The 26,605-nt window shown below is 50.4% G+C and carries 29 protein-coding genes and 2 tRNA genes; 14 read left to right on the top strand and 17 right to left on the bottom strand.

Translation table 11 applies throughout. The annotated features are described in order from the left end of the window. Window positions 1-3: 3 nt before the first annotated feature. From BFW38_RS08670 to BFW38_RS08655, 4 genes are read left to right on the top strand one after another with little or no spacing between them, the layout of a single operon-like run. On the top strand, window positions 4-468 hold the full coding sequence (locus tag BFW38_RS08670; RefSeq protein ID WP_069000330.1) for a MotA/TolQ/ExbB proton channel family protein: 465 nt from the start codon (window positions 4-6) through the stop codon (window positions 466-468). Further along, the gene (locus BFW38_RS08665) at window positions 465-878 is read left to right on the top strand and encodes an ExbD/TolR family protein (protein WP_068998022.1); all 414 of its coding nucleotides are present in this window, start codon (window positions 465-467) and stop codon (window positions 876-878) included. Before BFW38_RS08670 ends, BFW38_RS08665 begins: the two co-directional genes overlap by 4 nt. After that, the gene (locus tag BFW38_RS08660) at window positions 878-1,540 is read left to right on the top strand and encodes an energy transducer TonB (RefSeq protein ID WP_068998021.1); all 663 of its coding nucleotides are present in this window, start codon (window positions 878-880) and stop codon (window positions 1,538-1,540) included. The genes BFW38_RS08665 and BFW38_RS08660 overlap by 1 nt, the downstream gene beginning before the upstream one ends. Further along, window positions 1,537-2,943 carry a tetratricopeptide repeat protein gene (locus BFW38_RS08655; RefSeq protein WP_068998020.1) on the top strand — a complete coding sequence of 469 codons (1,407 nt, stop codon included), beginning with the start codon at window positions 1,537-1,539 and terminating at the stop codon, window positions 2,941-2,943. The genes BFW38_RS08660 and BFW38_RS08655 overlap by 4 nt, the downstream gene beginning before the upstream one ends. Window positions 2,944-3,091: 148 nt before the next feature. Here BFW38_RS08655 and BFW38_RS08650 read toward each other — a convergent pair whose 3' ends face one another. The 12 genes from BFW38_RS08650 to purM all read right to left on the bottom strand — a co-directional run bounded on the left by BFW38_RS08650 (window position 3,092) and on the right by purM (window position 14,981). Continuing rightward, entirely contained in the window at window positions 3,092-3,541 is a 450-nt protein-coding gene (locus BFW38_RS08650; RefSeq protein WP_068998019.1) for a YaiI/YqxD family protein, read from the bottom strand. An 83-nt stretch (window positions 3,542-3,624) separates the two neighbouring features. Further along, window positions 3,625-4,440 (bottom strand): exodeoxyribonuclease III, encoded by an 816-nt coding sequence (xthA, locus tag BFW38_RS08645; RefSeq protein ID WP_068998018.1) that lies wholly within the window; start codon window positions 4,438-4,440, stop codon window positions 3,625-3,627. A 144-nt stretch (window positions 4,441-4,584) separates the two neighbouring features. Further along, window positions 4,585-5,250 carry a hypothetical protein gene (locus BFW38_RS08640; RefSeq protein WP_068998017.1) on the bottom strand — a complete coding sequence of 222 codons (666 nt, stop codon included), beginning with the start codon at window positions 5,248-5,250 and terminating at the stop codon, window positions 4,585-4,587. Between the two features lie 144 nt (window positions 5,251-5,394). Next, window positions 5,395-5,709, bottom strand: coding sequence for an integration host factor subunit alpha (gene ihfA / locus BFW38_RS08635; RefSeq protein ID WP_068998016.1), 315 nt, complete (start codon window positions 5,707-5,709; stop codon window positions 5,395-5,397). 20 nt (window positions 5,710-5,729) lie between these two features. Next, window positions 5,730-8,105: a phenylalanine--tRNA ligase subunit beta gene (pheT, locus tag BFW38_RS08630; RefSeq protein WP_068998015.1), complete on the bottom strand. Its 2,376-nt coding sequence runs from the start codon at window positions 8,103-8,105 to the stop codon at window positions 5,730-5,732. Window positions 8,106-8,170: 65 nt separating this feature from the next. Continuing rightward, on the bottom strand, window positions 8,171-9,154 hold the full coding sequence (pheS, locus tag BFW38_RS08625; RefSeq protein ID WP_068998014.1) for a phenylalanine--tRNA ligase subunit alpha: 984 nt from the start codon (window positions 9,152-9,154) through the stop codon (window positions 8,171-8,173). A 249-nt stretch (window positions 9,155-9,403) separates the two neighbouring features. Further along, entirely contained in the window at window positions 9,404-9,760 is a 357-nt protein-coding gene (rplT, locus tag BFW38_RS08620; RefSeq protein WP_068998013.1) for a 50S ribosomal protein L20, read from the bottom strand. Window positions 9,761-9,825: 65 nt separating this feature from the next. Further along, the gene (gene rpmI / locus BFW38_RS08615; RefSeq protein WP_068998012.1) at window positions 9,826-10,020 is read right to left on the bottom strand and encodes a 50S ribosomal protein L35; all 195 of its coding nucleotides are present in this window, start codon (window positions 10,018-10,020) and stop codon (window positions 9,826-9,828) included. Between the two features lie 293 nt (window positions 10,021-10,313). Then, complete coding sequence (gene infC, locus BFW38_RS08610; RefSeq protein WP_084004545.1) at window positions 10,314-10,901, bottom strand: translation initiation factor IF-3; 588 nt, start codon at window positions 10,899-10,901, stop codon at window positions 10,314-10,316. Window positions 10,902-10,984: 83 nt separating this feature from the next. Beyond that, on the bottom strand, window positions 10,985-12,877 hold the full coding sequence (thrS, locus tag BFW38_RS08605) for a threonine--tRNA ligase (protein WP_068998011.1): 1,893 nt from the start codon (window positions 12,875-12,877) through the stop codon (window positions 10,985-10,987). A 389-nt stretch (window positions 12,878-13,266) separates the two neighbouring features. Continuing rightward, complete coding sequence (purN, locus tag BFW38_RS08600) at window positions 13,267-13,926, bottom strand: phosphoribosylglycinamide formyltransferase (protein ID WP_068998010.1); 660 nt, start codon at window positions 13,924-13,926, stop codon at window positions 13,267-13,269. Continuing rightward, entirely contained in the window at window positions 13,923-14,981 is a 1,059-nt protein-coding gene (gene purM, locus BFW38_RS08595) for a phosphoribosylformylglycinamidine cyclo-ligase (protein WP_068998009.1), read from the bottom strand. The genes purN and purM overlap by 4 nt, the downstream gene beginning before the upstream one ends. 440 nt (window positions 14,982-15,421) lie before the next feature. Here purM and BFW38_RS08590 point away from each other — a divergent pair, with 440 nt between their 5' ends. The 4 genes from BFW38_RS08590 to BFW38_RS08575 all read left to right on the top strand — a co-directional run bounded on the left by BFW38_RS08590 (window position 15,422) and on the right by BFW38_RS08575 (window position 19,927). Further along, window positions 15,422-16,597, top strand: a complete 1,176-nt coding sequence (locus tag BFW38_RS08590; protein WP_068998008.1) for a DUF2066 domain-containing protein — start codon at window positions 15,422-15,424, stop codon at window positions 16,595-16,597. Between the two features lie 241 nt (window positions 16,598-16,838). Continuing rightward, entirely contained in the window at window positions 16,839-17,558 is a 720-nt protein-coding gene (gene hda, locus BFW38_RS08585) for a DnaA regulatory inactivator Hda (protein ID WP_245686121.1), read from the top strand. Between the two features lie 88 nt (window positions 17,559-17,646). Further along, the gene (locus BFW38_RS08580) at window positions 17,647-18,567 is read left to right on the top strand and encodes a sensor domain-containing diguanylate cyclase (RefSeq protein WP_068998007.1); all 921 of its coding nucleotides are present in this window, start codon (window positions 17,647-17,649) and stop codon (window positions 18,565-18,567) included. A gap of 205 nt (window positions 18,568-18,772) precedes the next feature. Next, the gene (locus BFW38_RS08575) at window positions 18,773-19,927 is read left to right on the top strand and encodes a carboxylate-amine ligase (RefSeq protein ID WP_139116581.1); all 1,155 of its coding nucleotides are present in this window, start codon (window positions 18,773-18,775) and stop codon (window positions 19,925-19,927) included. A gap of 76 nt (window positions 19,928-20,003) precedes the next feature. Here the strand turns inward: BFW38_RS08575 and BFW38_RS08570 are convergent, their stop codons facing one another. The 3 genes from BFW38_RS08570 to arsC all read right to left on the bottom strand — a co-directional run bounded on the left by BFW38_RS08570 (window position 20,004) and on the right by arsC (window position 21,449). Continuing rightward, on the bottom strand, window positions 20,004-20,402 hold the full coding sequence (locus BFW38_RS08570; RefSeq protein WP_068998006.1) for a DUF2069 domain-containing protein: 399 nt from the start codon (window positions 20,400-20,402) through the stop codon (window positions 20,004-20,006). Continuing rightward, entirely contained in the window at window positions 20,399-21,022 is a 624-nt protein-coding gene (gene wrbA / locus BFW38_RS08565; protein ID WP_068998005.1) for an NAD(P)H:quinone oxidoreductase, read from the bottom strand. Before wrbA ends, BFW38_RS08570 begins: the two co-directional genes overlap by 4 nt. 73 nt (window positions 21,023-21,095) lie before the next feature. Then, on the bottom strand, window positions 21,096-21,449 hold the full coding sequence (gene arsC / locus BFW38_RS08560) for an arsenate reductase (glutaredoxin) (protein ID WP_068998004.1): 354 nt from the start codon (window positions 21,447-21,449) through the stop codon (window positions 21,096-21,098). A gap of 157 nt (window positions 21,450-21,606) precedes the next feature. On the opposite strand from arsC, the gene BFW38_RS08555 reads away from it, so the two are divergent. The 5 genes from BFW38_RS08555 (at window position 21,607) to BFW38_RS08535 (ending at window position 23,822) form a co-directional block, all read left to right on the top strand. Continuing rightward, window positions 21,607-22,890, top strand: coding sequence for a YihY family inner membrane protein (locus tag BFW38_RS08555; RefSeq protein ID WP_068998003.1), 1,284 nt, complete (start codon window positions 21,607-21,609; stop codon window positions 22,888-22,890). Further along, window positions 22,890-23,168 (top strand): acylphosphatase, encoded by a 279-nt coding sequence (locus BFW38_RS08550; protein ID WP_068998002.1) that lies wholly within the window; start codon window positions 22,890-22,892, stop codon window positions 23,166-23,168. The genes BFW38_RS08555 and BFW38_RS08550 overlap by 1 nt, the downstream gene beginning before the upstream one ends. Window positions 23,169-23,237: 69 nt before the next feature. Next, window positions 23,238-23,432 carry a DUF3185 family protein gene (locus BFW38_RS08545; RefSeq protein WP_068998001.1) on the top strand — a complete coding sequence of 65 codons (195 nt, stop codon included), beginning with the start codon at window positions 23,238-23,240 and terminating at the stop codon, window positions 23,430-23,432. Window positions 23,433-23,519: 87 nt separating this feature from the next. Next, a tRNA-Ala gene (locus BFW38_RS08540) sits at window positions 23,520-23,595 on the top strand. Between the two features lie 151 nt (window positions 23,596-23,746). Further along, window positions 23,747-23,822 (top strand) — tRNA-Ala (locus tag BFW38_RS08535). A gap of 238 nt (window positions 23,823-24,060) precedes the next feature. Here BFW38_RS08535 and BFW38_RS08530 read toward each other — a convergent pair. After that, the gene (locus tag BFW38_RS08530) at window positions 24,061-24,885 is read right to left on the bottom strand and encodes a DUF481 domain-containing protein (RefSeq protein WP_218186394.1); all 825 of its coding nucleotides are present in this window, start codon (window positions 24,883-24,885) and stop codon (window positions 24,061-24,063) included. Between the two features lie 171 nt (window positions 24,886-25,056). Here BFW38_RS08530 and BFW38_RS08525 point away from each other — a divergent pair, with 171 nt between their 5' ends. Then, window positions 25,057-25,452, top strand: a complete 396-nt coding sequence (locus tag BFW38_RS08525; protein WP_218186393.1) for a winged helix-turn-helix domain-containing protein — start codon at window positions 25,057-25,059, stop codon at window positions 25,450-25,452. A 67-nt stretch (window positions 25,453-25,519) separates the two neighbouring features. Here the strand turns inward: BFW38_RS08525 and modC are convergent, their stop codons facing one another. Further along, a complete protein-coding gene (gene modC / locus BFW38_RS08520; RefSeq protein WP_068998000.1) occupies window positions 25,520-26,602 on the bottom strand; it encodes a molybdenum ABC transporter ATP-binding protein in 1,083 nt (360 codons plus the stop codon). Window positions 26,603-26,605 lie beyond the last annotated feature (3 nt).

Genomic DNA, 26,605 nt, shown 5'->3' with positions numbered 1-26,605 from the left:
ATTATGACGCTCATTCCGCAACCGTTGTTGCAGCTGATGCAAGACGGTGGACCTTTAATGCCTGTTTTACTTTTGATTGCCGTGCTGCAAGTCGCCTTGGCCGTTGAACGCCTTATGACTTGGCCGCGTTTACGGCGTGAAACGTATCACACCGGATACCGCTTGGCGGTGCGTGCATTGCACCAGCAATCTCGCGCCTTGCTGGAAGGGCGTATTGTCTGGATGAAAGCGTTAGTCGCGATATGTCCGCTGTTAGGGTTGCTCGGTACGGTGACAGGCATGATGCAGGTATTCGATGTCGTGGCCAGCGGGTTGGGAACCAGCCCACGTGTACTCTCTGCGGGGATCGCGCGCGCGACGCTGCCGACAATGGCAGGTATGGCGGTTGCGGTGACAGGTTTGATGTTGCTTGGGCAATGGCAGCGTCGGGTAAGAGTTAAACTGCAACATCTTGGAGCACAGGCATGAGACGACGTCATCTTCAGGGACAGGATCAGGATGAAGCCGAGGTTAATCTAACCCCGATGTTGGATGTGGTGTTCATCATGCTGATTTTCTTTATTGTGACCACAAGTTTTGTCAATGAAACCGGTATTGATGTCAGTCGCCCTCAGGCCAGTACTGCACAGGCTCAGACGGGTAGTCAGGTTTTGGTGGCCATTAGTGATAAGGGGGAAGTCTGGGCTGATGGTCAGCGCTTGGCTTTAGGCGCTGTGGGCGCTGAGGTGTCCCGTATGGTGGCGCGACAACCGGGTAGTCAGGTCATTATTCAAGCGGATGAGAAGGCGAGCACCGGAGACTTAGTGGCCGTCATGGATCGCTTGCGAGCCGCAGGTATTGAACAGATGTCCTTGGCTGCCGCACCGGGGATGAAGTAATGGGGCATTTGCATTATCGCTTACGAGGTCGCCGGACATTAACCAGGGTGATGGCTGTCCTGGTTGGGTTCGGGGTGGCGTTGACCTTATTTATATTATTGGGATGGTTAATTCAGCCCCCCCAAGAGAAGCCACCGGTTGATGATAGTCTGAGGCTGAATTGGGCTCAGGTGGAGCAGGAGCAAGCCGTTCAAACGCGCAAGCCTGCCCCGGATAAACCCGATATGAAGCCGCCAGAGGAGCAGCCTCAAGTCCCGACGCCTGAGACACCCAAAACTCAGGCGGTGTCAGCACCGAATGCTGTGCTGCCTGCACCAGACTTAAGCTTGAATGGATTGTCTTCTCCCGTTGGCGCTCCATCATTAAATGGTATTGATGTTGGCCCTTCTGGCCCAGCGATGTTGACGCCAGTGTATCGCGAGCCACCTCGCTATCCACGACGGGCGCAGCGGCGAGGCATTGAAGGTTGGGTTGAGCTGGTGTTTGCCATTGATGCTGAAGGTAAAGTGATTGCGGACTCAATGAAAGTCGTCGGCGCTGATCCTGCCAATGTCTTTGATCATGCCGCGAAACGTGCGATTGCGCGCTGGCGGTTTGATCCGTTACCTGATGGTCAGTCGGGGCAGCGCTTGGTCCGTCAACGATTGGAGTTTCAGCTATGACGCTTAAGCATCGTCGGGTCAGTCGATTTTTCAACAGAGTGGCGGGTCATTGGGTTGGCGGCCTCCGGCGTGCTATTGCCGGTGGGGTGCTGATGTTAATAATGACCTCCGTGACACAGGCTGCGGGCAATATCACTTTATCCCCCGGTGATTTTAAGCGACTGGAAGCGTTACAAGATTTACTCAACAGTGAAGCGCCATCACAGCAAGCCGTCGCAGATGAAAACTGGGAAACACTGTGGCAAGCGGCCTGGTATGAAGCTGAGGGTGATTCACCTGGCAAACAGTTGATGCGAGTCATTCTGGTCAGATTTGAAGCATCACGGGCGATTAATGAAGATCGAGCGAGTGATATTTTACCCCGCTTGAAAGCGACGTTAGCCGAGCATCAGACTGATTCGGTATTACCTGCCGAGCGGGTTCAGGATTTGAGATGGACGTTGGTACAAACAGCCCTGGCTGCAGAGCAAGATCGCTTGGCATTACAAACGCTTAAGGGATGGATGGCCCATGCTCAGACAGTGCCTGCACGAGCGGATCATCTCGCCGCTGTACTTTATGCGCGTCAGTCTGATTGGGAAGACGCAGCGAAGTTTATCGACCAAGCGCTACGCAAGGTTGAGGGGACCCCTCAAGATGGGTGGCTGGCCCTGGGTGTTAAAATCTATGATGAGTTAAAGCGTTATCCGCGGGCAATCGAGTTGCAACGCTTGCGTTTGGATTTAGCGGGTCCTGATCAAGAGAATCAATGGACTTTACTGGCTCAGTTGCAACGCCAGGCAGGTCAGCACCGTTCCGCACTCGCGACGCTTCAGGCCGGGTGGCGACAAGGCGCTGTGACTTCACCTAATACGCTCAGATGGTTGGTTCAGAGCTTATTACAGCAAGATCAGCCATTAGAGTCTGCTCATTTACTGCAACGATGGGCAGAATCTCATCCACGACAAGTGACTCACCGTGATCGTCAATGGTTGGCCGAGTCTTGGAGACGGGCTCGTCAGTATGATAAAGCCGTTGAGGCCTATGCCGCGTATGCGCGGGGTATTCGCAATGATGACCCCAGAGCTGCGGCCAATGCTTATCGACAGATCGCTGGGCTTGCCCAGTCACATGGCGATTGGCGGAGGGTGATTGATTCATTAGATCAGGCGCTATCAGTGATGCCTGGCGCGCAGCATGAGTTGCGCCAGAAGCTGAGTTTATTACAAGCGACGGCTTGGATTGAACTTAATGAAGCCGAGCAGGCTCAACCGTTATTGTCTAAGTTGAACCATCAAGCGCGCGAAGAAGGCGATGAGACCCTCGCTAAGCAGACTCAGTATTGGTTAGATTATTTGAAAACTACGGCGTTACTGTCATCGGCCATGTCAGATGCTGCTGATCCTGAAGTTGCCAAGCGTTAATACTGCAATCAATTTGTCGAATTAAAATCGCTAGATTAAAACCGCTAGATTAAGACGGTCGATTAAGGCCGTCAGGTTAAGACAGTCGGATTAAGAAAAAAGCCCTGAGCGGTTGAGAGTGTCGCTCAGGGCTTTTGTCATCATACCGTTACTTAGATTTAGCCAGCCAGCGGTCCAAGGCATTCGCAAACGCTTGACGTTCACGCTGCCCGAAAGCATTTGGGCCACCTGTATGAACGCCACTGCTGCGCATGGTTTCCATGAAATCTCGCATGTTGAGGCGTGCTCGGATGTTATCCGGAGTATGTGCATCACCGCGTGAGCTCATCGCAAATGCCCCTTTTTCCAATACTTCTGAAGCCAGTGGCAAATCACCGGTAATCACCAAGTCTCCTGCTTCAACTAATGAGACGATTTCATCATCGGCGACATCAAATCCCCCCGGGACTTGCCGCATTCGAATCAGTGGTGATTTGGGATGCGGGAGCGCGTGATTGGCTACCAGAACTAAAGGGGTCTGTGTGCGTTCTGATGCTTTAAATAAGATGTCTCGGACGACAGTGGGGCAGGCATCTGCATCAACCCATATTGTGGCCATAAGTATTCCTGTTAACTGGCTGACTGGCTTGCTCTGAGAATAAACCAGTGTCGCTTATCATCTTGATATCGTTGCGGATGCCTTTAGAAACTGAACTCAGTCCATACTGGGGCGTGGTCTGAAGGTTTTTCCATGCTGCGGATGTCATAATCGACATCGCTGGCCTTAACGTGAGGCAGTAACGCGGGCGAGGCCATTAATAAATCAATTCTAAGTCCTCGTCGAGGCTCTCGATCAAAGCCTTTACTGCGGTAATCAAACCAGCTGAAGCGGTCATCGATCGCGGGATGCAGATATCGATAGGTGTCAGAGAGCCCCCACTTTTCTAAGCTAGAGAGCCATTCTCTTTCCTCAGGCTGAAAGCTGGTTTTACCCTCGCGCAGCCAGCGCTTGCGATTGGGTTCACCTATACCGATATCGAGGTCTGAGGGCGAGATATTAAAATCGCCAATCACCAATACGCGGTCTTCTGGCGTTAAGTGCGTCTCTAGGTATTGCTGCAGATGGCTATAAAAGTTCCGTTTATAAGGAAACTTGGTTGGGTGCTCGATGTTTTCCCCCTGGGGGAAGTAACCATTTAGAACTGTTATCGGTTGGCCATCGGGGCACTGCCAGCGCCCAATAATCATGCGTCGCTGAGCATCAGCATCTTCAGTGGGGAAACCTTTTTCTATGTGCGTCGCAGGCTCTTTGGAGAGTAGGGCAACGCCATAGTGACCTTTCTGGCCGTGGAAAGTGACGTGATAGCCCATCGCTTCAATGTCTTGCTGCGGGAATTCTGGATCATCCACTTTTGTTTCTTGCAGACCAATAATCTCAGGCGAATGCTGATCAATTAAGGTCTGTAGCTGATGTAGGCGGGCACGTACACTATTGATGTTGAAACTGACGATCTTCATTCAAGGTATCCGTAAGGCTTATGGCTCAGGTGGAATCGAGGACACGCAGTCTTCGTTAGCCAAGTCTTGAGACAAGTTAAGCTTGGCGTTGATATTGCCTATTCGCCAAGCTTAAACCCGAATCATCAGTTTAACAGCTCATGATTATTCTGTAGACGCTTCCACCGATGCTTGACCGCTTTTCGCTGGTGCCAGCCAACCTTGTTCGGTGAGCGTTTGTTCGATTCCTCGTCCGAGCTGACCTATGGCCGAGCCATCAATATCATCAGCGGCTGATCGACTGCGTGCACGCGCATTAGCTAACCAACTAGGATGTTGCTCATTCGGTTGCCAGAGTGTGAGCTCATAATCATGATCCCTTAATGGTGGGCCATCATTGCCGACCGTTGTGCCTAATCCAAAGTATCGACCGGTGCCAATACCAAATCCCCAGCGTACACCGTCGTTATATTCACGGACCTCACTGCGATTTTTAACCCAGCTCACGATCAATAGTGGGCCTTTGACGCGTTTGCGTGCATGGGCTTCCAAGGCTTTAGAGGAGAGTTCTCGATATCGAGTAGGGGGCTCGATGGCATCGCTATATCCCTCGCAACGTGAGATCTGACCTTGAATATACCAGCATAACTGCTTTTCGATGGCTGGCCGGTGCGCTAGTGGAAAGTCTCCAGATGCCAGAATCGTCAATTGTTGGAGCGACGTTACAGGCGTATCCGGATCCTGTGTTGTGACAAAACCAGCCTGACTGGAACATCCTGTGATAACGATCGCCATGAGCATGAGTGTTAATGCGCGGGTCAGTTTGAACATGTCATATTTCCCTGAGTCATTATCTCGTATCGAAAACAATCGTGACTTGCCTGTGGGTCGCGCAATGTCGGTAGCATAGAGACAACAAGGGCACCCGAAGGTGCCCTTAATCATGATGCGCAACACTAAAACTGACCAGTGTCATCAATGAGTCACATGAACATCACTCTCATCCAGCGATTCGATCCGAGTTTTGAGTTTTTGCCCTGCTCGGAAAGTGACGACCCGACGTGCTGAAATTGGAATTTCTTCGCCCGTTTTGGGATTTCGCCCTGGACGTTGGCGTTTATCGCGTAGGTCAAAATTTCCAAAGCCGGAAAGTTTAACCTGCTCGTTTTCACGCAAGCATTCTCGGATCTCGCTGAAAAAGAGTTCTACCATATCTTTAGCCTCTCGTTTAGAGAGGCCCAGTTCATTATAGAGTTTCTCTGCCATCTCAGCTTTGGTTAGCGCACCCATGGCTGGCTCCTCAGCATCTGTCAGCTTCTCAGCGTTGCAGCGAAGCGCTCCTGTAACGATGTTACGACAGCTTCGACCTGCGCATTGATTTCATCATCTGTAAGAGTGCGCGATGGATGCTGCCAGGTCAAGCCTAAAGCAAGGCTCTTCTGTCCTTCTGGCACCCCTTGGCCTTGATAAACATCAAATAGGCGTAGGTCGACTAAGGTTTCATCAGTGGATTGGCGAACGACATCCAAGAGTTTGGCGACAGGTAATGACGCTTCCACTAGAACGGCAAGATCGCGCCGCATTTCAGGATATTTTGAAATTGCTTCAAAATGCGTGACCTGACGTTCCTGAATGGCTTCCAGTGTGATTTCAAAGACGAGTGGGCGACCTTTGATTTCCAGTGTTTGGCATAGCGCTGGGTGTAGCGCACCGATCCAACCAACCGCCTGATCATCTTTCAGAATACGTGCGCTCTGGCCCGGATGAAGCGCTGGATGTTCAGCGGTTTCAAAGCTGAATCGATCAACTTCGCCCGTCGCTTCCAAGATGGATTCCAGATCACCTTTGAGGTCATAAAAATCAACCGGGGCTTCCTCGCCGTGCCAGCTTTCGGGCAGGCGATTACCGCTCGCCAGTACTGACAGCATGGGCGTCTGTTCGGTTTGTTCCCCATCGCGGATGAAGCGCAGGCCTGTTTCAAACAAGCGAACGCGGGGTTGTTGCCGTTTCTGATTATGCAGCAGCGCTTTGACCAATCCAGGTAACAGGCTGGTGCGCATGACCGCTAAGTCTGTTGAAATCGGATTGGCGAGCGGAATAGGGGGATGTTCAGGATCAAACAAGGTGGACCACTTAGGGTCAATGAAGCTGTAAGTCACGGCTTCCTGATAGCCATTGGCCACTAATTGCTCTCTGAGGCGTCGTAAGGGGCGGAGAGACTCTTGTTGACCCTGCATGCGCATTTCGGATCGGGGTGCGGTGACCGGTAAGTTGTCATAGCCGTAAATCCGGGCCACTTCTTCGATCAGATCGACTTCGAGGGTGATGTCGAAGCGATAACTGGGAACCTCTGCGTACCAGTGATCGCCCTTATCGGTCACGATTAATCCTAACCGTGTGAGGATGTCGGCAACGTTGGCATCTTCAAGGCGTACGGCCAGCAATTGAGCGAGGCGGTCTTTACGTAATATGACCGGTGTGCGGGTGGGTAAGTCGCCCTCGCTCACGGCTTCATTGATGGGGCCCGGCTGGCCGCCTGCAATCTCTAGTAATAAGGCTGTCGCACGGGCCATTGCCTGATGTTGCAGTTTGAAGTCGACACCTCGTTCGAAACGATGTGATGAGTCCGTGTGCAGTCCATGGGCTCGAGCACGCCCGGCCATGGCAATTGGGTCGAAGTAGGCGACTTCCAGAAAAATATCTTGAGTATTGAGATGACAGCCGCTGTGCTGCCCGCCCATGATACCGGCAAGTGCTAATGCCTTGTTCTGATCTGCGATGACAAGATCTTGGCGCGCTAATGTCAGCGTGCTGTCATCCAGCAGGGTTAATTGCTCTCCGGGCTCTGCATAGCGCACAACAATTCGGTCTGAAAGCTGGGCTAGATCGAATGCGTGCATCGGCTGCCCCAGTTCTAACATGACATAGTTCGTCACATCGACAACCGGGTCAATACTTCGAATGCCACTGCGGCGTAGGCGTTCACGCATCCATAGCGGGGTTGTCGCCTGGATATTAACCCCTTTGATGATACGGCCTAAATAGCGAGGACAAGCCTGCGGTGCATCCAGCTGAATAGGGAATATCTCATCATGTTGCGCTTCAACTTCTTCCACCTGTGGGGACTGAACATCCTGTCGAGTGATTACACCGACTTCGCGCGCCATGCCGGATAGTGAGAGGCAGTCTGCTCGGTTAGGGGTCAAATCGACATCAAAAATTTGATCATCCAGTTGCAGGTAATCTCGAAGGTCTGTACCGACCGGCGCATCGGCTGCGAGCTCCATGATGCCGGCATTTTCTTCCGAGATTCCCAGCTCTTTTTCTGAACTGAGCATGCCAAAGGATTCAACTTGACGCAGTTTGGCTTTTTTAATTTTAAAGTCGCCAGGGAGTACTGCACCGACCTGTGCAAAGGCGGTTTTTAGGCTAGGACGCGCATTGGGAGCCCCGCAGACCACTTGTATCTGCTCTTGTCCGTTATTGACGGTACATACCTGTAACTTATCGGCATTGGGGTGGGGCTCAGCTTGAATAATTTCCCCCACGACCACACCGCTGAATGCGCCTGCTGCAGGGGTCAAATCGTCAACTTCCAAACCGGCCAACGATAGCAAGCTCTCTAGTGCGGTGGAATCTAGCTGCGGGTTCACCCACTCACGCAGCCACTGTTCACTGAATTTCATTGATCTTCAATCCTGTCATCTTGAAAGGGCTAAATGGCGAAATTAAGGTGCGTTATGAGTTCAAGTTAGCGCCATTGGCTGAGGAACTTGAGGTCATTATCAAAGAACAGGCGGAGGTCGTTGACGCCATAGCGCAACATGGCAAGACGTTCGACGCCCATTCCGAATGCAAAACCCGTGTAGACTTCAGGATCAATGCCTGACATTTCGAAGACTCGCGGGTGCACCATACCGCAACCCAGTATTTCCAACCATTTACCATCACCGCGATCAATATCGACCTCAATCGAAGGCTCAGTGAAGGGAAAATAGGAGGGGCGGAAACGAACCCGAACGTCATCTTCAAAGAAGACGCGTAAGAACTGCTGAAGAATGCCTTTCAGGTCGGCAAAACTGATATTTTGATCGACTAACAACCCTTCTACCTGGTGGAACATTGGAGAATGGGTCATGTCGGAATCACAACGGTAAACTCGACCCGGGCAGATAATGCGGATCGGTGGCTCTTGTGACTCCATTGAGCGTACTTGAACGGGAGACGTGTGAGTACGTAGCACGGTACTTTCATCAAAATAGAATGTATCGTGCATGGCGCGAGCGGGGTGATGAGCTGGAATATTCAGCGCTTCGAAGTTGTGATAGTCGTCTTCAATTTCAGGACCTTCAGCAACAGAAAAGCCGATCGACGCAAAGAACTCTTCAATGCGCTCAATCGTTCGAGTCACTGGGTGTAACCCGCCAATAGGCTGCTGACGGCCTGGTAAGGTTACATCCAAGCGCTCATTGGCCAGTTGGGCGTTTAATGCTGCTTCAGCCAAGGCCGCTTTACGTGTATTAAGCGCATCCTGTACCTTGCCTTTGGCCTGGTTGATCGCTTCGCCTGCCTGAGGACGCTCTTCAGGGGAAAGCTTGCCGAGCCCCTTGAGCAGTTGGGTCAGTTCACCTTTTTTCCCCAGGTACTGCACACGGATCTGGTCAAGCGCACTGGCATCTTTAGCTTGCTGGATCGCCACCAGCGCCTGATCGACCAGAGGGGCGAGATTTTCCATCTGCTAACTCCAAAAACCGCTGTTATTAAAAGAGATGTCCAGCCCAGGCCAATGAAATAAAAGTGGTACATTTATTTTATTGACCTACCTGCGAGAGCCGATATGTCCGGTGTGCCCGCTTTGACTCGACTTCTGAATGTAATCGATTGAAATAAATAAAAAGGGGGAAGAGCGCTGCTCTTCCCCCTTTAGATTCGGATGATGTTCATCGCTAATCAATACGTCATTAGCCATGAAAGGTCATCTGAATTATGCCAGAGCAGCTTTGGCCTTCTCGACAATCGCTGCAAAAGCTTTCTGATCATGTACTGCGATATCAGCCAGTACCTTACGATCGATTGCGATCTGGGCTTTTTTCAGGCCATTGATCAGACGGCTGTAAGACAGACCGTTATTGCGGGCGCCAGCGTTGATACGGGCAATCCACAGAGCGCGGAACTGACGCTTACGGACACGACGGTCACGATAAGCATATTGACCGGCTTTGATTACAGCCTGTTTAGCAACGCGGAATACACGGCTACGAGCACCGTAATAACCCTTGGCCTGCTTCAGAATCTTCTTGTGACGACGACGCGCCTGAACACCACGTTTTACACGTGCCATAGTAATTTAACTCCTGACAATTGCACGACCGGCTTGGCCGGAATGCGAAAATACAAAAAAGAACCTTAGACGGTCGGCAGCATGCGCTTAATCAGCGGCACATCGGCTGCAGCAATCATCTGCATGCCGCGCAGCTGACGCTTACGCTTGGGGCTTTTCTTGGTCAGGATATGGCTACGGAAGGACTGCTTATGCTTGAAGCCCTTAGCCGTGGGTTTGAAGCGCTTACGCGCACCACTGTTAGATTTGATCTTAGGCATTTCTCATTAACTCCACATGCGCATGATAACCATGCATTCTAGGGATTGGGCATGACCCGGGCCCTTAAGACAGAGCCGACACTTCAAACCTCAAGAGACTATCAATATTCGAAACTTGATTACTGCTCAAGTCACTGATTGACATCTCTTTTAGTTCAAAATGCCGGATGTCGCTGGCCTTAGCCTCAATGACAGCGACTAAACAAATTAAAGTCCTTCAAGGTGCTGCTTTGAGTCCCTTGCTTGCAAGACTTTTGCATTGTCAGAAGCTGACCTGAGTCGGCATCAGCAGGTCATTTCTTCTTCTTCGGAGCGAGCATCATAATCATCTGACGCCCTTCCAGGCGAGGGCGTGATTCTACAACCACGAGATCCCCCAATTCTTCTTCAATGCGATCGAAGAGGCGACGGCCAATGTCTTGGTGGGCCATTTCCCGACCACGAAAACGCAGTGTTACCTTGGCCTTGTCACCCTCTTCAATGAAGCGAGTCAGGTTTCTCAGTTTGATCTGATAGTCGCCTTCATCCGTATTAGGACGGAATTTGACTTCTTTTACCTGAATCTGCTTTTGTTTTTTCTTCTGGGCAGCTTTTTCTTTCTTTTGTTCAAAAAGATATTTGCCGTAGTCCAGAATTTTACAGACGATAGGGTCTGCATTAGAGATTTGTACAAGGTCGAGTTCCATTTCTTCGGCCTTCTGGAGCGCTTCCTCCAGGGGAACGACGCCGACCTGTTCACCGTCAGCATCGATTAGGCGGCATTCCTTGGCACGAATGTTCTCGTTGATGGGGGGAAGGTTCCGTCGCGGATCCCGTCCCCGGGCATTATTGTTACGCTTGATGGCTCTCTCTCCGTCCGCTGTTGTAATCGTGATATTCATTTGGGCACTTAAGCCAATTATCAATGAGCTTATTATCTATGTTGCTCAATGCAGATAATACTTTAGTGCCAGTGCCCAAATGCCTAGCGTTCGCTCAGGCGGGCCAGCAATGTCTCAATATCCATGCTGCCCAAATCTTCACCATGGCGAGTTCTCACGGCCACGGTTCCGGATTCTACTTCCTTATCACCAATGACCAGTAAATAAGGTACCTTGGCTAGGGTATGCTCACGGATTTTAAAGCCGATTTTCTCGTTTCTCAAGTCAAGATCGACTCTAATTTCGGCTTTCTGCAATTTTGACTGCAATTCACGACAATATTCGGCCTGATTATCCGTGATATTCAGGATCGACGCTTGTATCGGGGACAGCCAAGTGGGTAAGTCACCCGCATGGTGTTCGATTAGAATGCCGATGAAACGTTCAAAGGATCCCAGGATTGCGCGGTGCAGCATAACAGGCGTCTTGCGATTGCCGTCTTCTGCGACATATTGCGCACCTAGCCGCTCTGGCAGCATGAAGTCCAACTGTAGTGTGCCACATTGCCAGTTTCGACCGAGACAGTCACGCAATGTGAATTCGATCTTGGGCCCGTAAAAAGCCCCTTCGCCGGGCTGTAGATCCCAGGGGAGGCCAATTTCGTTGAGCGCCTGTTCCAGTGCATGCTCAGCCTTGTCCCATAGTGCGTCATCGCCGATACGGCTTTCTGGACGAGTGGAGAGCTTCAGCTGGATATCTTCGAAACCAAAGTCTTTATAAACGGCGAGTGTGAGGCGAATAAAATCAGCCGCCTCACTTTCCATTTGACCTTCGGTGCAGAAAATATGGGCATCATCCTGAGTGAAGCCGCGAACACGCATCAGGCCATGCAGCGAACCTGAGGGCTCGTTACGGTGACAAGAGCCGAATTCTGCCATCCGGATAGGCAGGTCACGGTAGCTTTTGAGGCCCTGGTTATAAATCTGCAGGTGACAGGGGCAGTTCATCGGTTTGACCGCATAATCGCGATTTTCCGATTGGGTGGTGAACATGTTCTCATGGTAATGTTCCCAGTGCCCTGATTTCTCCCATAGTTGGCGGTCGACAACCTGCGGGGTCTTCACTTCGACATATTGGTTGGTGCGAAGAACCTTGCGCATGTATTGCTCAAGCTGTTGATACAGTGTCCAGCCATTGGCATGCCAGAACACCATGCCTGGTGCTTCATCCTGGATATGGAAGAGGTCCAAGCGTTTGGCCAGTTTACGGTGATCTCGTTTTTCGGCTTCTTCGAGGCGAAAAAGATAGTCTTTAAGGTCTTTTTTGTCTGACCAGCAGGTGCCATAGATACGCTGAAGCATGCGGTTACTGGAATCGCCACGCCAGTATGCACCTGCTACTTTCATCAGCTTGAATACTTTCAAGCGCCCGGTTGATGGGACGTGCGGGCCGCGACACAAATCAATGAAATCGCCTTGTTGATAAAATGACAAGGTTTCATTGTGAGGGATGTCACGAATGATTTCGGCTTTGTAGTGCTCGCCCATTTCTTCAAAAAATGGGATGGCTTCTTCCCGGCTCATGAGGAAACGCTTGACTGGCAAGTCTTTTTTGGCCAGTTCTTTCATGCGTTTTTCAATGGCTTGAAGATCTTCCGGCGTGAAACCACGCTCAAAATCAAAGTCGTAATAGAAGCCATTGTCGATCACTGGCCCGATAGTGACCTGTGCGCTCGGGTAGAGCTCTTTGACTGCCATTGCCAGTAAGTGGGCGCAAGAATGGCGGAGGACTTCCAGACCTTCATCATCACGTCCGGTGATCAGTGTTAAGCTCGCATCTTCGGTGATGGTGTGGCTGGCATCAAGCAGTTTTCCTTCGATTTTGCCCGCGAGGGTGGCTTTAGCCAAGCCTGCACCGATTGATTCGGCCACCTGCATGATGGTTACGGGGGCATCAAAACTGCGTTGACTGCCGTCTGGAAGAGTAATAATAGGCATGATAGGTCCTAGTCTCAGTGGCGCACCATACCAAGGGGCGCATGTGAGTGAAGCGCATACCAAGGCCCTCCATGCGGGCTGCCTGACAATGGCAACACGCTACATGGCAAGCATCAAGGCATGCAGTGGGTCGTTGAGGGCAAGTATCTTGTCACTTGCGTGGTGAGCTGTCCAGTATGGTTTCACGGCGAAATGCGTGGTGGTCGTCAAGAGGTCAGTGAGCTGGAGGCTGCATTGAAATGGCGCTCTGGATAATGCCTTGGCGACTGACTATCGTGCCGAGGAATTGTACCTAGGAATTGTACCTAGGAATTTTGCCAGAGTTTACAGGGGCATGTTTCCAGAGCGCATGTTTTAGAGTTTGTGAGCGGGTGACTGAAGCCTCACGGTTAGTGACTATCAGGCAGCATGACGCCGCTGGGGGGGAGCTCAATGCCGTCAAATAAGGCTTGGTTGCCTTCCATTTGAAGCCGTCCCAGCATGAACCAGCGTACGACGATCGGATAGAGCAGATGTTCAAGTGTGTGAACGCGCTGCTTGAGTTGTTCTGGGTCGTCGTCGTGTTCAACTGGCAGACTGGCTTGAGCGATCACTGGGCCGCCATCCAGTGTTTCGGTGACGAAATGTACCGAGCAGCCATGGGTGTCGTCGCCAGCATCTAATACTTGCTGATGGGTGTTGAGCCCAGGATATTTCGGCAGCAGTGATGGATGAATGTTCAGTAACCGGCCCATGTAATGCATCACAAATTCAGGCGTTAAAATACGCATGAAGCCCGCCAGTACAATCAGGTCTGGCTGGTATTCATCTATCGCATGCTTCAGTGCCTGGTCGTATTGTCGACGATCTGTGTGCTGTTTATGTTCAACGACTTGGGTGGTGATGTCGGCTTGGCGCGCGCGCTCAAGCGCAAAGGCATCGGCCTGGCTGCTGATGACGGCCGCAATGCGGCCGTTACCAAGGCCTTCGCCTGTTGTTGCTGCATCAATCAATGCTTGAAGGTTGCTGCCATTGCCTGATACCAGCACCACAATGTTGCCGGTGCTCATGCATCAACCCCTTTGATCTGGACTTGCTCATCACCGGTTTGGGCAGTGATGTGACCTAGGTTGTAGACTGTTTCCCCTTCGGCTGCCAGTAATGTGCTGGCTTCAGCAGCCTGTGCTTCAGAGACCACCAGAATCATGCCAATACCGCAGTTAAATGTGCGGTACATTTCGCGTGCTGGCACATTGCCGGCCTCTTGCAGCCAATTGAAAACGGCTGGTTGCTGGTAGTCTGTCAGGTCAAGATTGGCGCAGGTGTTCTGGGGGAGTACACGCGGAATGTTTTCGTAAAGCCCACCCCCCGTAATATGGGATAACGCTTTGACATCAATGTCGCTTTCCCGAATCAGTTTCAACAGGGATTTGACATAGATCCGAGTCGGAGCCATCAAGGCATCGCCTAGTGTTTTGCCATCATCCAGTGCCATATTCAGATCGGCGTCGCTGACTTCAATCAATTTGCGGATCAGTGAGTATCCGTTTGAGTGAGGGCCTGAAGCACCAAGGCCGAGAATGACATCCCCTTGCTCGACTTTATGGCCGTCAAGGATTTCAGACTTTTCAACGACTCCAACACAGAAGCCTGCTAAGTCGTAGTCTTCACCTTCGTACATGCCTGGCATCTCGGCGGTCTCCCCGCCGACCAGAGCGCAGCCCGCTTGAGCACATCCTTCGCCAATACCGGTGACGACATCAGCGGCGACGTCGACATTGAGCTTACCGGTAGCGTAGTAGTCGAGGAAAAACAAAGGTTCTGCACCCGCGACGACCAAGTCGTTTACACACATAGCGACCAGATCAATGCCGATGCTGTCATGTCGTTTCAGATCCATTGCCAAGCGTAACTTGGTGCCGACGCCATCTGTGCCCGATACCAATACAGGCTGTCGATAGCCCTGTGGCAGTTCGCAAAGCGCGCCAAAGCCACCGAGTCCACCCATGACTTCGGGGCGGGATGTTCGGCGGGCCACACCCTTGATGCGCTCAACCAGCGCGTTACCAGCATCGATATCAACACCAGCATCCTTATAGGTCAGGGGAGTCTTGCTGCGAGTCATGGAGGGTCCTGAAAACGTGAGAAGTAGATGAAAAAGGTGATCATGGCGCTGATCAGCGCTGAGGCCACCTTCATTAGGGTTCGTTTGCCAATACCAGGCGGCTATCTGCCTCTAGCGTCTGTTACTCGCTAGCGGCGTCTCACTAAACAAAGACGCATGTTGTTCATGAAACACGTGTTGTTCATGAAGCATGAGTCTTTATGTGATAACACTTTGCTTTGGGGTGATAGCCCTTTGATCATTGGCGAAGGCCATCTATTCTAGCATTGTCTCGCAGCATAACTCTATGCAAGGACGTGTGAATTAATACCGGGGCGTGCGAATTAGCGACAGGGTGTTCTCTCTGCGCTCAGACGCTACAATAATGCTTCATTTTCGCTCGATTTAGCGAATAGCATGGGGGTGAAAGCCCTGAATAAGACTTCCACTGGATATTCGACATGTTGAAAAGCGCTGTCCCGTTGTTGTTTCGGTGCACGATGGCTTGTTTGTTAATGGCCGGAACATTGTCATTCTCTTTAACTGCTTCAGCGGAGCAAGTTGATCATTTGTATCGTCTGTCAGCGCTCGTCTCTGATACCGGTGAAGCGACTCGACAGGCCGCCGCTAGAGATATGTTGGCGCGACTTCTAGTCAGAGTGTCGGGCACTGAACGTACTTTGGAACGAGACGGGTTGGAAACGCGTTTGGATGAGGCTGAACGGTGGGTCACTCAATTTCGTTATGAGTCGACCAATGCATTGATCAAAAACGCGAATGGTGCTCAGACCCTGGCTCAGCGGTTGACGCTTGAGTTCGACCCGGCGGGCGTGACGTCGATCCTGCGTGACCTTAAAGCGCCTATATGGGGTGATAATCGGCCTGCGGTACTGATTTGGGCCGCGTTAGAAGGTAAACAGGGACGTTATCTGATCAGCGATGAGACCAACCCTGCTTTGCAAAAAGTGCTGCAGCGTGAGGCGCATGAGCGAGGGCTTCCCATGGTTGTGCCGGGTTCGGGTAAGCCTCGGCCTGCTTTGTCTGATGTTTGGGGGCAGTTTGCTGATCAGGTGCAGCGGTCTTCCTCGTCTTATCACCCTGATGCGGTTGTGTTAGCGCGCATTCAGCCGCGCTCCGGTGGTGGCTGGCAGGGGCGTTGGACTTTAGCGACGGGAATGGATCAAATTGTATTTACCCCTTCGGGGCAAAATATCGGTCAAGTCCTGCGTACAGGGGTCGATATGGTAACCGAAGCGTTGGCTGATCGTTATGCTGCGCGTTCAGTAGACACTCAGCAGGGGCCGTTTAAAATGCTGGTCTCTGGTGTCACGACATTAGAAGATTATGCTCAGTTTGAGCAGTATCTCACGAGTCTGGCTATGGTGGATCGTTTGAATATTGAGCGCGTCAATGGCGGTCGGCTTTTGGTTTCAGTCAATCTGAGAGGACAGGCGGATCAGCTCAAGGCTAATCTCAAGTTAGACGGTCGATTAAAACGTGAGCCCTTCTTGAGTCTTTCTCGTAATGAGTCCAGCCAGACGAGTACCAGATATTCGGTGGTGGGTGACGGTGATGGGACATCGGGCGGAGCAAGCGCCCCTGTTGCCGTTGATGCCTACGTCCAATGGCAGCATTAATCGGTGGCGTTAAGCTGAGATTAATGCGATGTTGTGAACGATCAGTATGTGGAAGTATGAGTGCTGGCTGGGGATGTAAAAAAATCACGGATAAAACTGACAAAATGCTTTTTGTATCGTACCTTAATCGGTAGGTTATGTTACCGATTAAGCTACTGTAAACGATCAATGGCTAGATCCAGTTGATGTGGCATGAACGTTGAAATCATGTCGCTTCATGATAAATCGTTGGGATTAAAACATGCTGATGCCGCAAGAAGCCCCCGCTCAGCTGGCACTATCGGTTGGGTTAAGAGACGACGCGACGTTTGATAATTTTCATAACGTCGGTAATGAGGCTGTGCTGGCTCAGTTGGATGAAATGTTGTTGGCTGACCCTGTCGCATTTCGTTACATGTTGTTATGGGGACGTGAGGATAGCGGTCGTAGCCATCTTCTTCAGGCTGCATGTCATGCAACTGCCGCTGCTGGGAAGCGTAGTGTGTTTTTGCCGATGGCTGAATTAGCAGCCATGAATACGGAAGTTTTCGACAATTTGGAGCATTTGGATCTAGTCTGTATAGATGACATTGATCATGTGTTAGGTCGGCCTCAGTGGGAGGAGGCACTGTTCAATGTATTTAATCGTTTACGTAATCATGCACGGATGCTCTTGATTTCTGCTAGTGGTCCGGCGCATGCTTTATCCGTAGACTTACCGGATCTCGCATCGAGGTTGGCATGGGGCGTAACGTATCATCTGCATCCGTTGGACGATCAGGAAAAGTTGCAAGCCCTCAAGATGCGTGCCCGGCAAAGAGGCATGGAGTTGCCGGATGAAGTCGCACGCTATATCTTGCACCGAGGGTCTCGTGCAATGAGTGGTCTTTTTGCAACATTGGCCACCCTTGATCGAGCGTCACTCAGTGCACAACGAAAGCTGACGATTCCGTTTGTGCGTGAAGCGCTTGGATGGTCTTAGCTAAGATGAAATAACGGATTCGCTAGAATGTTATCCGGTGAATTGCTAAAAATAAGCAACCACCTTTGCTGAACGGAAGGACACTGCCTTGGCGAAGATTTCCGAACAACACATTGCACAGCTTCTTGAGCAGTCTTTGGATCTCATGCTGTTAATTGATCCGACTGACTTGAAGCTCTTGTTCGTCAACCAGCATGGCGCTGAAATGCTGAAACTCGAACGGGATAAGTTACTGGATCAGGCTACGCCGACATTGTTGCCTGAGCTCTCTGGTCCGGAACTTGAAGCGATGATCGAGCTGATTATTGAAACCGATCCCTCCGCTGGTGAAACACTGGTGACGGTGGTTCGTGACGGTGTTGGTGATGATCGTGACTTTGAGTTCCGTTTGAAGAAAGTGCTCATTGACGATAAGCCTTTCATCATGGCCAACGGGCGAGATGTGAGCGAGCGAGTGGCTGTGACCGATCAGGTCCAGACAATGCTCGCTAATGCCCAGATGGAGTCTCAGCAAGATACCACCACTCATTTGTTCCAGCGCGAAACTTTCTTGCAGATCTTTCGTGAATTAATGGAACAGTTGAGACTGGGTGATCTGCGCTTGTCACTGATGATCTTGGATCTGAAAAACCTGCATCTGATTAATCAGGAGTATGGTCAGGCCGTTGGTGATAAGGTGTTGGCGCATGTCGGTAAACTCATGCACCACGTGGCCCGTCCTGATGATGTCGGGGCTCGCTTTAGTGGGCGTAAGCTTTGCATGTTATTACCCCATAGTGGTCAGCAAGATGCCTTGGTATTGGCGGAGAAAATTACTCGGGCGCTATCGCGTATGCAATATAGTGAATTCCCTAACTTAAGGGTTCACTCATCAATTGGGGTCGCTGAGTTACCTGAACCTGGTGAGGCTGAACTGTTAATTGATAAAGCGGTGAGTTTGCTGCGTGATGCACATACCGAAGTGAAGCATGAGATTCATCGTTTAGGGTTAGTGAGTTTGAATTTCTAGCGCCCAAGCTAAAATTCAGAACTCAGGCCCAGAATACGGGCTGATATCAAAGGCCGCTGAATATTGATTCGGCGGCCTTTTTGTTTTGTTGGAAGATGTTTTATGTGTCAGTGTGGACTTTGGTCGGCTTGGTTTCATTGAGGCGCTATATAGAATATTGAATTGTGAGTAAAATGGTGCTCGCACATCAGATCTAGGATGAAGGATGTTTCATAGTCAAGTGATCGGCGCAGCGGATATGCCTAGCCTCAGTCTTTCTGTTCAGGAAGAGTTTCTATTGGTTGATCGAGACTCTCTTGACGTGGTTGTCGAACAGCCCCCGGCATTGATTCAGCGCCTAAAAGATGAGCTGGGTCCACGTATTCGGCCTGAGTTTCTCGGTGCACAGATTCGAACGGCGACGGCTTTTCACCACGATATGGAGGCGCTTTATACCGAAATGGTCGACTTACGCCGCCAGTTAGGGTGTATTGCTGACGACTTCGGGCTTGCGCCTATGGCGGCAGGAACCCATCCTTTTGCGGATTGGCACCGGCAACGGCAAACGAGAGATGGGCAGCGTCACGCTATGGCACTGGAACTGCGCGATCTATCTCGTCGTCTGCTGACTTGTGGAATGCAAGTGAAGGTCTGTATTGAGGATCCAGACCTACGGATAGATCTGATGAATCAGGTGGCCTATTTTGTGCCCCATATTCTGGCATTGTCGACCAGCTCACCTTTTTGGCTCAGTGCCAGTACTGGGCTTAAAAGTTATCGGATCAGTGCGTTTTCAGAGTTGCCGCGTACGGGGTTGCCTGATCTATTTGACTCTTGGGCCGATTTTGAAGCACATGTCGCGGTGTTGGTGAAAGCGGGCATTGTTGAAGATGCTTCCCGTCTCTGGTGGGATTTAAGGCCCTCTAGCCGACATCCTGCATTGGAAATGCGAGTGGCCGATGCCTGTACCCGTGTTGAAGATGCCTGGGCGATTGCCGGATTTTACCGAGTTTTATTGCACTATTTATATCAGTTGAAGCTGAAAAATCAGCGCTGGCGTAGTTATGCACGGATGTTGATCAGTGAAAACCGGTGGCGTGCACAATGCTATGGTACTGATGCTGGCCTGGTTGATCTCGCCTCGGGCCAAATTCGCCCTTATAAACAACTATTTGAAGAATTGGCTAATATGTTGGCGGATAATGCCGAAGCGCTGGGGTGTGAGTCTGCGCTACAAGGATGTCGGCAAATTCTGGCACGAGGTACCAGTGCTCAGCTGCAAATTGGGGCCTTTAAAGCGGCCTTGACATCAGGCCGCTCAGAACATGAAGCATATCAGGAGGTTGTGCGAATGCTATTAGGCCTGACCCTGGCGGCCTAGCCTTCACTCCGGCTCGCTTGTGCTGAGTAGAACGCCTTAAGTGAACCCTCAATGAAAAGCGCTTAATTAAAAATGCTTAATTAAAAGCGCCGCGGAGCTCCATTGACCGCCAACGCGTATAGAGCATTGCGCTGATAAAGAGAATGAGTGCGAGTAAGGCCTCTGCCCCACCATAAAGTCCGGACTCTGGAGACACGCTATTCATGATGCCTTGCATAAAGTAGCCCAAGCTGACAAAACATAGCCAAGCATGGTCTCGGGGTGTGCGTTTGATCAGCGCTGGAATAAAGATCAGTAGCGGGCCCCACTGCAATAAAGTCGCCATGGCCATGCGAGTGACTGAGCTCCACTCCGTATTGGCCAGCTGCCATCCTTGTAATCCCAATAATAGAATGTAGCTATAAAAAACCAGAGGCCTAGCAAAGCGAAGGCGCTGCTGGAGGTCTTGATGGGGTATGGGGGCCGCAAGCTTCATGAAGTATATTCCGTGGCCGTCATCGGGTGTAATTGTAACGCCAGTTGGGCGATGCGCTCTCCTTGAGCCTGGCAAAGAACAATCTCATCTTCTGAGAGTGGCTGTTGGCTATCGCCGCCTGCTAGATGGCTTGCGCCGTAAGGCGTTCCCCCAGTGGTGGTCTTGAGCAACTCGGCATGTTGGTACGGAATCCCGGCCCAAAGCATGCCGTGATGCAATAAAGGTAATGCCATGCTGAGCAATGTTGTCTCCTGACCACCATGTAAGCTGGCTGTGGACGTGAAGGTACCGGCAGGCTTATTGATGAGCGCGCCTGATAACCATAGCCCGCTGGTACCATCGAGAAAATACTTGAGTGGTGCCGCCATATTACCGAAGCGAGTCGGGCTCCCTAACATAAGGCCAGCACAATGACGTAAGTCTTCTTCAGAGCAGTAAACTGCCCCTGCATCAGGAACGGCGGGCTCGGTTGCTTCACAAGTCGTCGATACTGACGGTACGGTTCTGAGCCGGGCTTCTATACCGCTGAGACGCTCGATACCCTTGGCGACTTCCTTTGCCATTCTGGCTACATTGCCATGGCGTGAGTAATAAAGGACCAGCACGTAAGGCAGGTTCATGAGGGCTCCTGATTGAATCTCGGTTTTGAAGTAGGGGCGATGAATCGGTAGCGCTGAGCGTTAGACATAGTGCTTAGGGTGATAGCAGTGCTAGCACGTCTTCTGGAGGGCGGCCGATAATCGCGCGCTGTCCATCATCAGCAATAGGACGTTGCAGGAGTTTGGGGGTTTTTACAAGGGCCTCGATCAACTCATCATCTGTAATGTCTTCTCGACCTAAATTGGCTGCTTTGAACTCATCTTCATTGCTTCGCATGATGGCTTGCGTGCTTAACCCCGTCCGCTGAATCAGTTGACGGAGGGCATCTGCATCGAGAGGCTGATCAAGGTAACGATGAATAATCGGCTCAACGCCATTATCCTGTAACAGTTGAAGGGCTTGGCGAGACTTGGAGCAGCGTGGGTTATGATAAAGCGTAATTGTCATGTGTGATGACCTGTTGCGAGTGAGTGGTTGGCTCGACTTACTTGTGCTTGATTCGAGCTTGTGCTTGATTCGAGCTTGTGCTTGATTCGAGCCGACAGCTGAGGTCGGTCTGCTGAATTGTGGTTATTTTAACGAGGCTGAAGGAGAGGAGCCAGAAATGTCAAAGCGCTTGCTGATGTCGCGCCTGACACAATCTCGTGTGTGGGTGATTGTGACACGTGTGATTCAACGTTTCTTTCAGGATGGAGGGCCTCACAATGCCGCAGCTTTGACCTATACCACGTTGTTTGCAGTGGTGCCTTGTTTGACCGTGGTTTATTCCATGTTGTCAGCTATCCCGTCATTCAAAGGCGTTGGCGACTTATTACAAAGCTTTCTGTTTGAGCACTTTGTTCCTTCCACGGGCATGACCGTACAGAGTTATTTGGTGGAGTTTGCACAGCAGGCCCGACAACTGACAGTGGTTGGGGTCGGCATCCTTATCGTGACAGCGCTGATGATGATTTTGACCATCGAGCGAACTTTTAATGGCATTTGGCGTGTTCATAAAGGGCGTCGCGGATTGCAGGCCTTTTTACTCTATTGGGCGGTATTAAGCTTGGGGCCCTTATTATTGGGTGCTGGTTTTTTATTGACCTCATATGTGATGTCGTTGCCTTTGATTCATTCGACAACAGAAGCACTCGGCGGTAGGGGATTATTGTTACGTTGGCTTCCACTATTATCCAGTGGGTTAGCGTTTACATTATTGTTTTGGGCGGTGCCCAATTGTCAGGTTCGTTTTAAGCACGCTGTTGCGGGTGGTATGGCAGTGGCTGTGGCCTTTGAGCTGGCTAAGTTTGGCTTTACCGTATTTGTCAGTAACTTCGCCTCTTATGAGTTGATTTATGGGGCTTTTGCGGCGGTACCGGTCTTCCTACTCTGGATTTATTTATCTTGGTGGTTAATCTTATTGGGGGCTGAGTGGGTCGCGGTGAAAGGCGAAGAACCGACCGTTGTCGCTTTAGGGGATCGACAGCCTGCATTGCAAGGCGTTATGTGTTTGTTCGCGGTATGGCAGGCTTTTATCCAAGGCGAGCATGTTTCAGAGTTAACTTTGCGCCAGCGTTGTGGCGTGAAAAATCTCGCGCAATGGCAGCAGCTGATATCTTGGCTGAGTGAGCACGGTTGGTTGAGTCAGCAGATCGACGAATGTTGGGGGCCAGGCCGAGATTTCGCTCAGGTGTCGTCAGCCGACTTGTTGCTATCATGGCCTTGGCAACTGCCTGCGGTTGGATGCTGGCCACAAGCCCTGCAAGCGTTGCCTCTAGCTGAAGTTGTCGCACGTGATCAAGCCGAACTTCGAGCGTCTCATAAAGCGTCTCTGGCGGTAATGTTGCAGGAGGCGCAGTCGAATGCCATCGATGATGAATCAAAGGCTGAGATCAAAAGGAGTGATTAATGAGCGAAGAACAGCACCAAGTGAAAGCACGTGTTCGGGGACGAGTACAGGGTGTATGGTTTCGTAAGCATACTCAGCAGACGGCACTGAGGTTGGGGCTGGATGGTTGGGCCGTGAATTGTGATGATGGCAGTGTCGAAGTGGTTTTCCAAGGCACCCATGAGGCTGTTGATCAAGGTTGCCAGTGGCTTTGGACTGGATCTCCGATGTCTCGTGTCGATCAAGTTGAGATCGTTTCTTTTATTGGAGAGGTCCCGGCGGGTTTCTTTACCGGTTAGTTTTGACCCAATAACTCGTTATGACTGATAGAGCCTGTGTATCAGGTGACGAGCGCTTAAGGTGATACAATGCGTAAATTGATAGGTGTGGCACTTGTTGTCATCGGAGCGGTATTGCTTTTTTGGGGCTATGATTTCCACCAAATGCCAATACAACAGGGGATCGAGCAGCGTTCAGGCGGTTGGTCTGAAGCGGTTTGGCAATACTATATGACGGGTGCAATTGCATTGGGGATGGGGCTTTATACGGTCTTGCGACATTAGCCAAGCCACTGAAGCTCAAGCAAAATTTGAATGAAAGTATTTGACAGGCAGCATTCTAACTCTATAATGGCTCCGTTCCTGAGTTGTGGGGCCTTAGCTCAGCTGGGAGAGCGCAACACTGGCAGTGTTGAGGTCAGCGGTTCGATCCCGCTAGGCTCCACCAATAATTGAATAGAAATTAAGCCACAACGATTTCACCGTTTATATGTGAGCGTTTATTGGCTCGTAAGACTCTATTGATTGTCATAAGCTCAGTACATTGATATCAAATTAAATCGCTATTCGATATGTTGATTTAATTGAGTATCGCATAAGGGGCCTTAGCTCAGCTGGGAGAGCGCAACACTGGCAGTGTTGAGGTCAGCGGTTCGATCCCGCTAGGCTCCACCAAATTTTAAAAGCCGATCATTTAAATGGTCGGCTTTTTTTATTTGTGGGCTCTCACTCCGAGGTTACTCTTTGGGTGAATGGTGAGCTGAGTTCATCATTATTGAGGATCGCACCATCCTCTGCGATCTTGCCAGGCATATGGGAAATAGCCGTTCATGACGGGGTTGATCAGGCTCTACTGAGCCTGATCAGTATAGTGTCAGGATGACAAGTCAATAAGGCGGACAATGGATTGAGGTTAAAAGAAGATATAGTTCAGGCTAACGACGGTCTGTGTGTCGAGTTCGTCATCACCTTCATCCACTTTTGAGTTATGGTCCATCGTTAAGGATAGCTTGACGGCCAGTGGATCAGTAAGCCGTGCGACCAAGGCCGTTTCGGATTTGGTTTTAGTGTTGTAAGAACCAAATTCTGTGGAGATTGATTGTTCGAAGCTTGCAGTATCATTAAATTGATAACGGTAATCTAGGGATGTCCTCAAGATTGGGCTGTCACGGCTTTCACCATTACTGGTTTGGGCAAACGAGTAACCAGGACCCACGCTGTATTCAAACATTGATTGATCATCTTCCCAAAGCCTTTGGTTCCAGCCGAGAGCCAGTGTTGATTGATAGTTATAACTGCTGAATCGATCTTTTTCATAAGAGGCGAAACCAAATAGACGATGGTCTGGATTCTGTAGTTTGTAGTTGGCTTGGCCAGATCCAAAGTATTTTTCAGCGCTCACATCTGTTTCTTCATTGCCGTCATCATCTTCTTTGGTTTCGTTCTTATAGAGCGCTTCAAATTTGTAATCATTACTCCAGGCGGTAAGTTCCTGATGGGCTGAAAGGCCACCTTTGAAAGCCATTGTTTCAGTATTACCGGTGGTCGCAATTAAGCCAAACTCGCCTTTCATAGAAAAAGGCTTGAGTGCTTTTTTGATTTTAGGTGTGTTTGCATAAGCCGTTTGTAGGCCAAGCGTTAATGACAGTATTACAGCACTGAGGGTTAACGTCAGTGTGGATGTCCTTGGTGTACGTGGCGTGTAAGAAAGTGGCTTCTCTTGAGCAATCAACAGCACAGCCTCAACCCTAATGTTCGTGAATAGTATTAATCGAATAGTGGCCTACCATGCCCGATAAGCGACTTTAGTCTGTAGTGTCTCAAAAAAGTAACATCGTGGCACTGGGAATGTTTCAGGTTGATCAAGGTTTTAGCGTTATCATGATAAAAGCTTTGTAGGATGAATAGGATGACGCTTGTGAAAGAGCCGATGTTAAAAGAGCAGAAGATGTCAGAGCACACATTGAAATTACGCTTAAAAATTGAGTTGCCCGATGGCACTCGTCTTGGTTATGGCAAAGTCGATTTATTGAAGGCCATTCAAAAAGAGGCGTCTATTTCAGCAGCCGCTCGTGCTTTAGGAATGTCATATCGGCGCGCATGGTCGTTAATTAATGAAATGAATACTCATTTTGCTGAGCCTGTGGTTGAAACTCACACGGGGGGGGCTCGACGTGGTGGGGCTGAGGTGACGTCTAAAGGCCAGTATTTGATCGATTGCTATGAGCTTATCCAGACACAGGCCGAGCAGGCGACACAGGAGCTCGTGGCGCAATTAGCGGCTCAACTGAAGTTAGATGATTAAAGAGCTATGGTGAATAGTAAGCGATGGAGTCTACTGGTTTTAATTTCATCTTTATGGCTTTAAATGTTTATATCCGTGACATCCGTGACAGTACTTTGATCGCCGGGATCGAGACAAAAATGCGTTGATTTTTGGTGAGCGCCATCAACGTTTGTTGATAGTGGGGTAATGGCACATTGATAGGTGGTAAGTTCTCACTTATTTGAAGTGTGATACTGCAACTGTCGAGTTGTCTGATATGGCCACTTAAATGGTTTAAAGTACTGGTGTTGCCGAGTGGTTCGGTGCTCAAGGTCGCGTATTGTAGGGGGACTTCCAGTCGAACGGCTTGTCCAGTCGGGCCGTAATTACCATTGATATGCCACTGAAGCCCTTTTGTCTCAACGCATGTTAGATCTGTGACTGGGTCATAGTGTTGTACTGTACCGCTAAAGAGTGTGCCAATATCCAGCTGATGCTTCAGTGGGGCCAGCGTAGGATGATCTTGTAAGGCTTCCACAGTGCCCTGTGCATGGGTCTGTCCATCAGCCATTAGGACAATATGATTGGCTAAGCGTGTCACTTCCTCCAACGCATGGCTGACATACAGCATCGGGATTTGGTGTTCATCCCGGATGCGCTCCAGGTACGGCAGGATGTCATGTTTACGCGAAGGGTCCAGTGCTGATAGCGGCTCGTCCAGTAACAAGATATCTGGATTGGAGAGTAAAGCCCGTCCCAGTGCAACTCTTTGCTTTTCACCACCCGATAAATGGCGTGGTGGTCGCTCCATCAGGTGCTCTAAACCAAGCAGTGCTATTACTTGCTGGCATTGTGCTTGTGCAAGCGGGGCTAGGCTACGGTGATGCCCATAATATAGGTTCTTTTTTACCGAAAGGTGAGGGAACAAGCGGGCTTCCTGGAAGACATAACCAATACGTCGCTGATGGGCGGGCAAATGGAGGTGTCGGCGATGGTTAAACAAGTCGCGCCCTTGCAGTTGGATATCACCTTTGGAAGGTCTGATCAGACCTGCAATGGCATTCATTACTGTTGTTTTCCCACTACCCGACGGCCCAAATAAAGCGGTAATGCCTGGCTGCTCGATTTGAATTTGAGCTGAAAGTGATAAATGGCCTACTGCATATTGAATATCGACATGCAATGTCATTGA

Source organism: Terasakiispira papahanaumokuakeensis (assembly GCF_001709345.1).
GTDB lineage: Bacteria > Pseudomonadota > Gammaproteobacteria > Pseudomonadales > Halomonadaceae > Terasakiispira > Terasakiispira papahanaumokuakeensis.
Note: the sequence above shows the minus strand (reverse complement) of the source record. Positions and strands in the feature narration are given on the sequence as shown.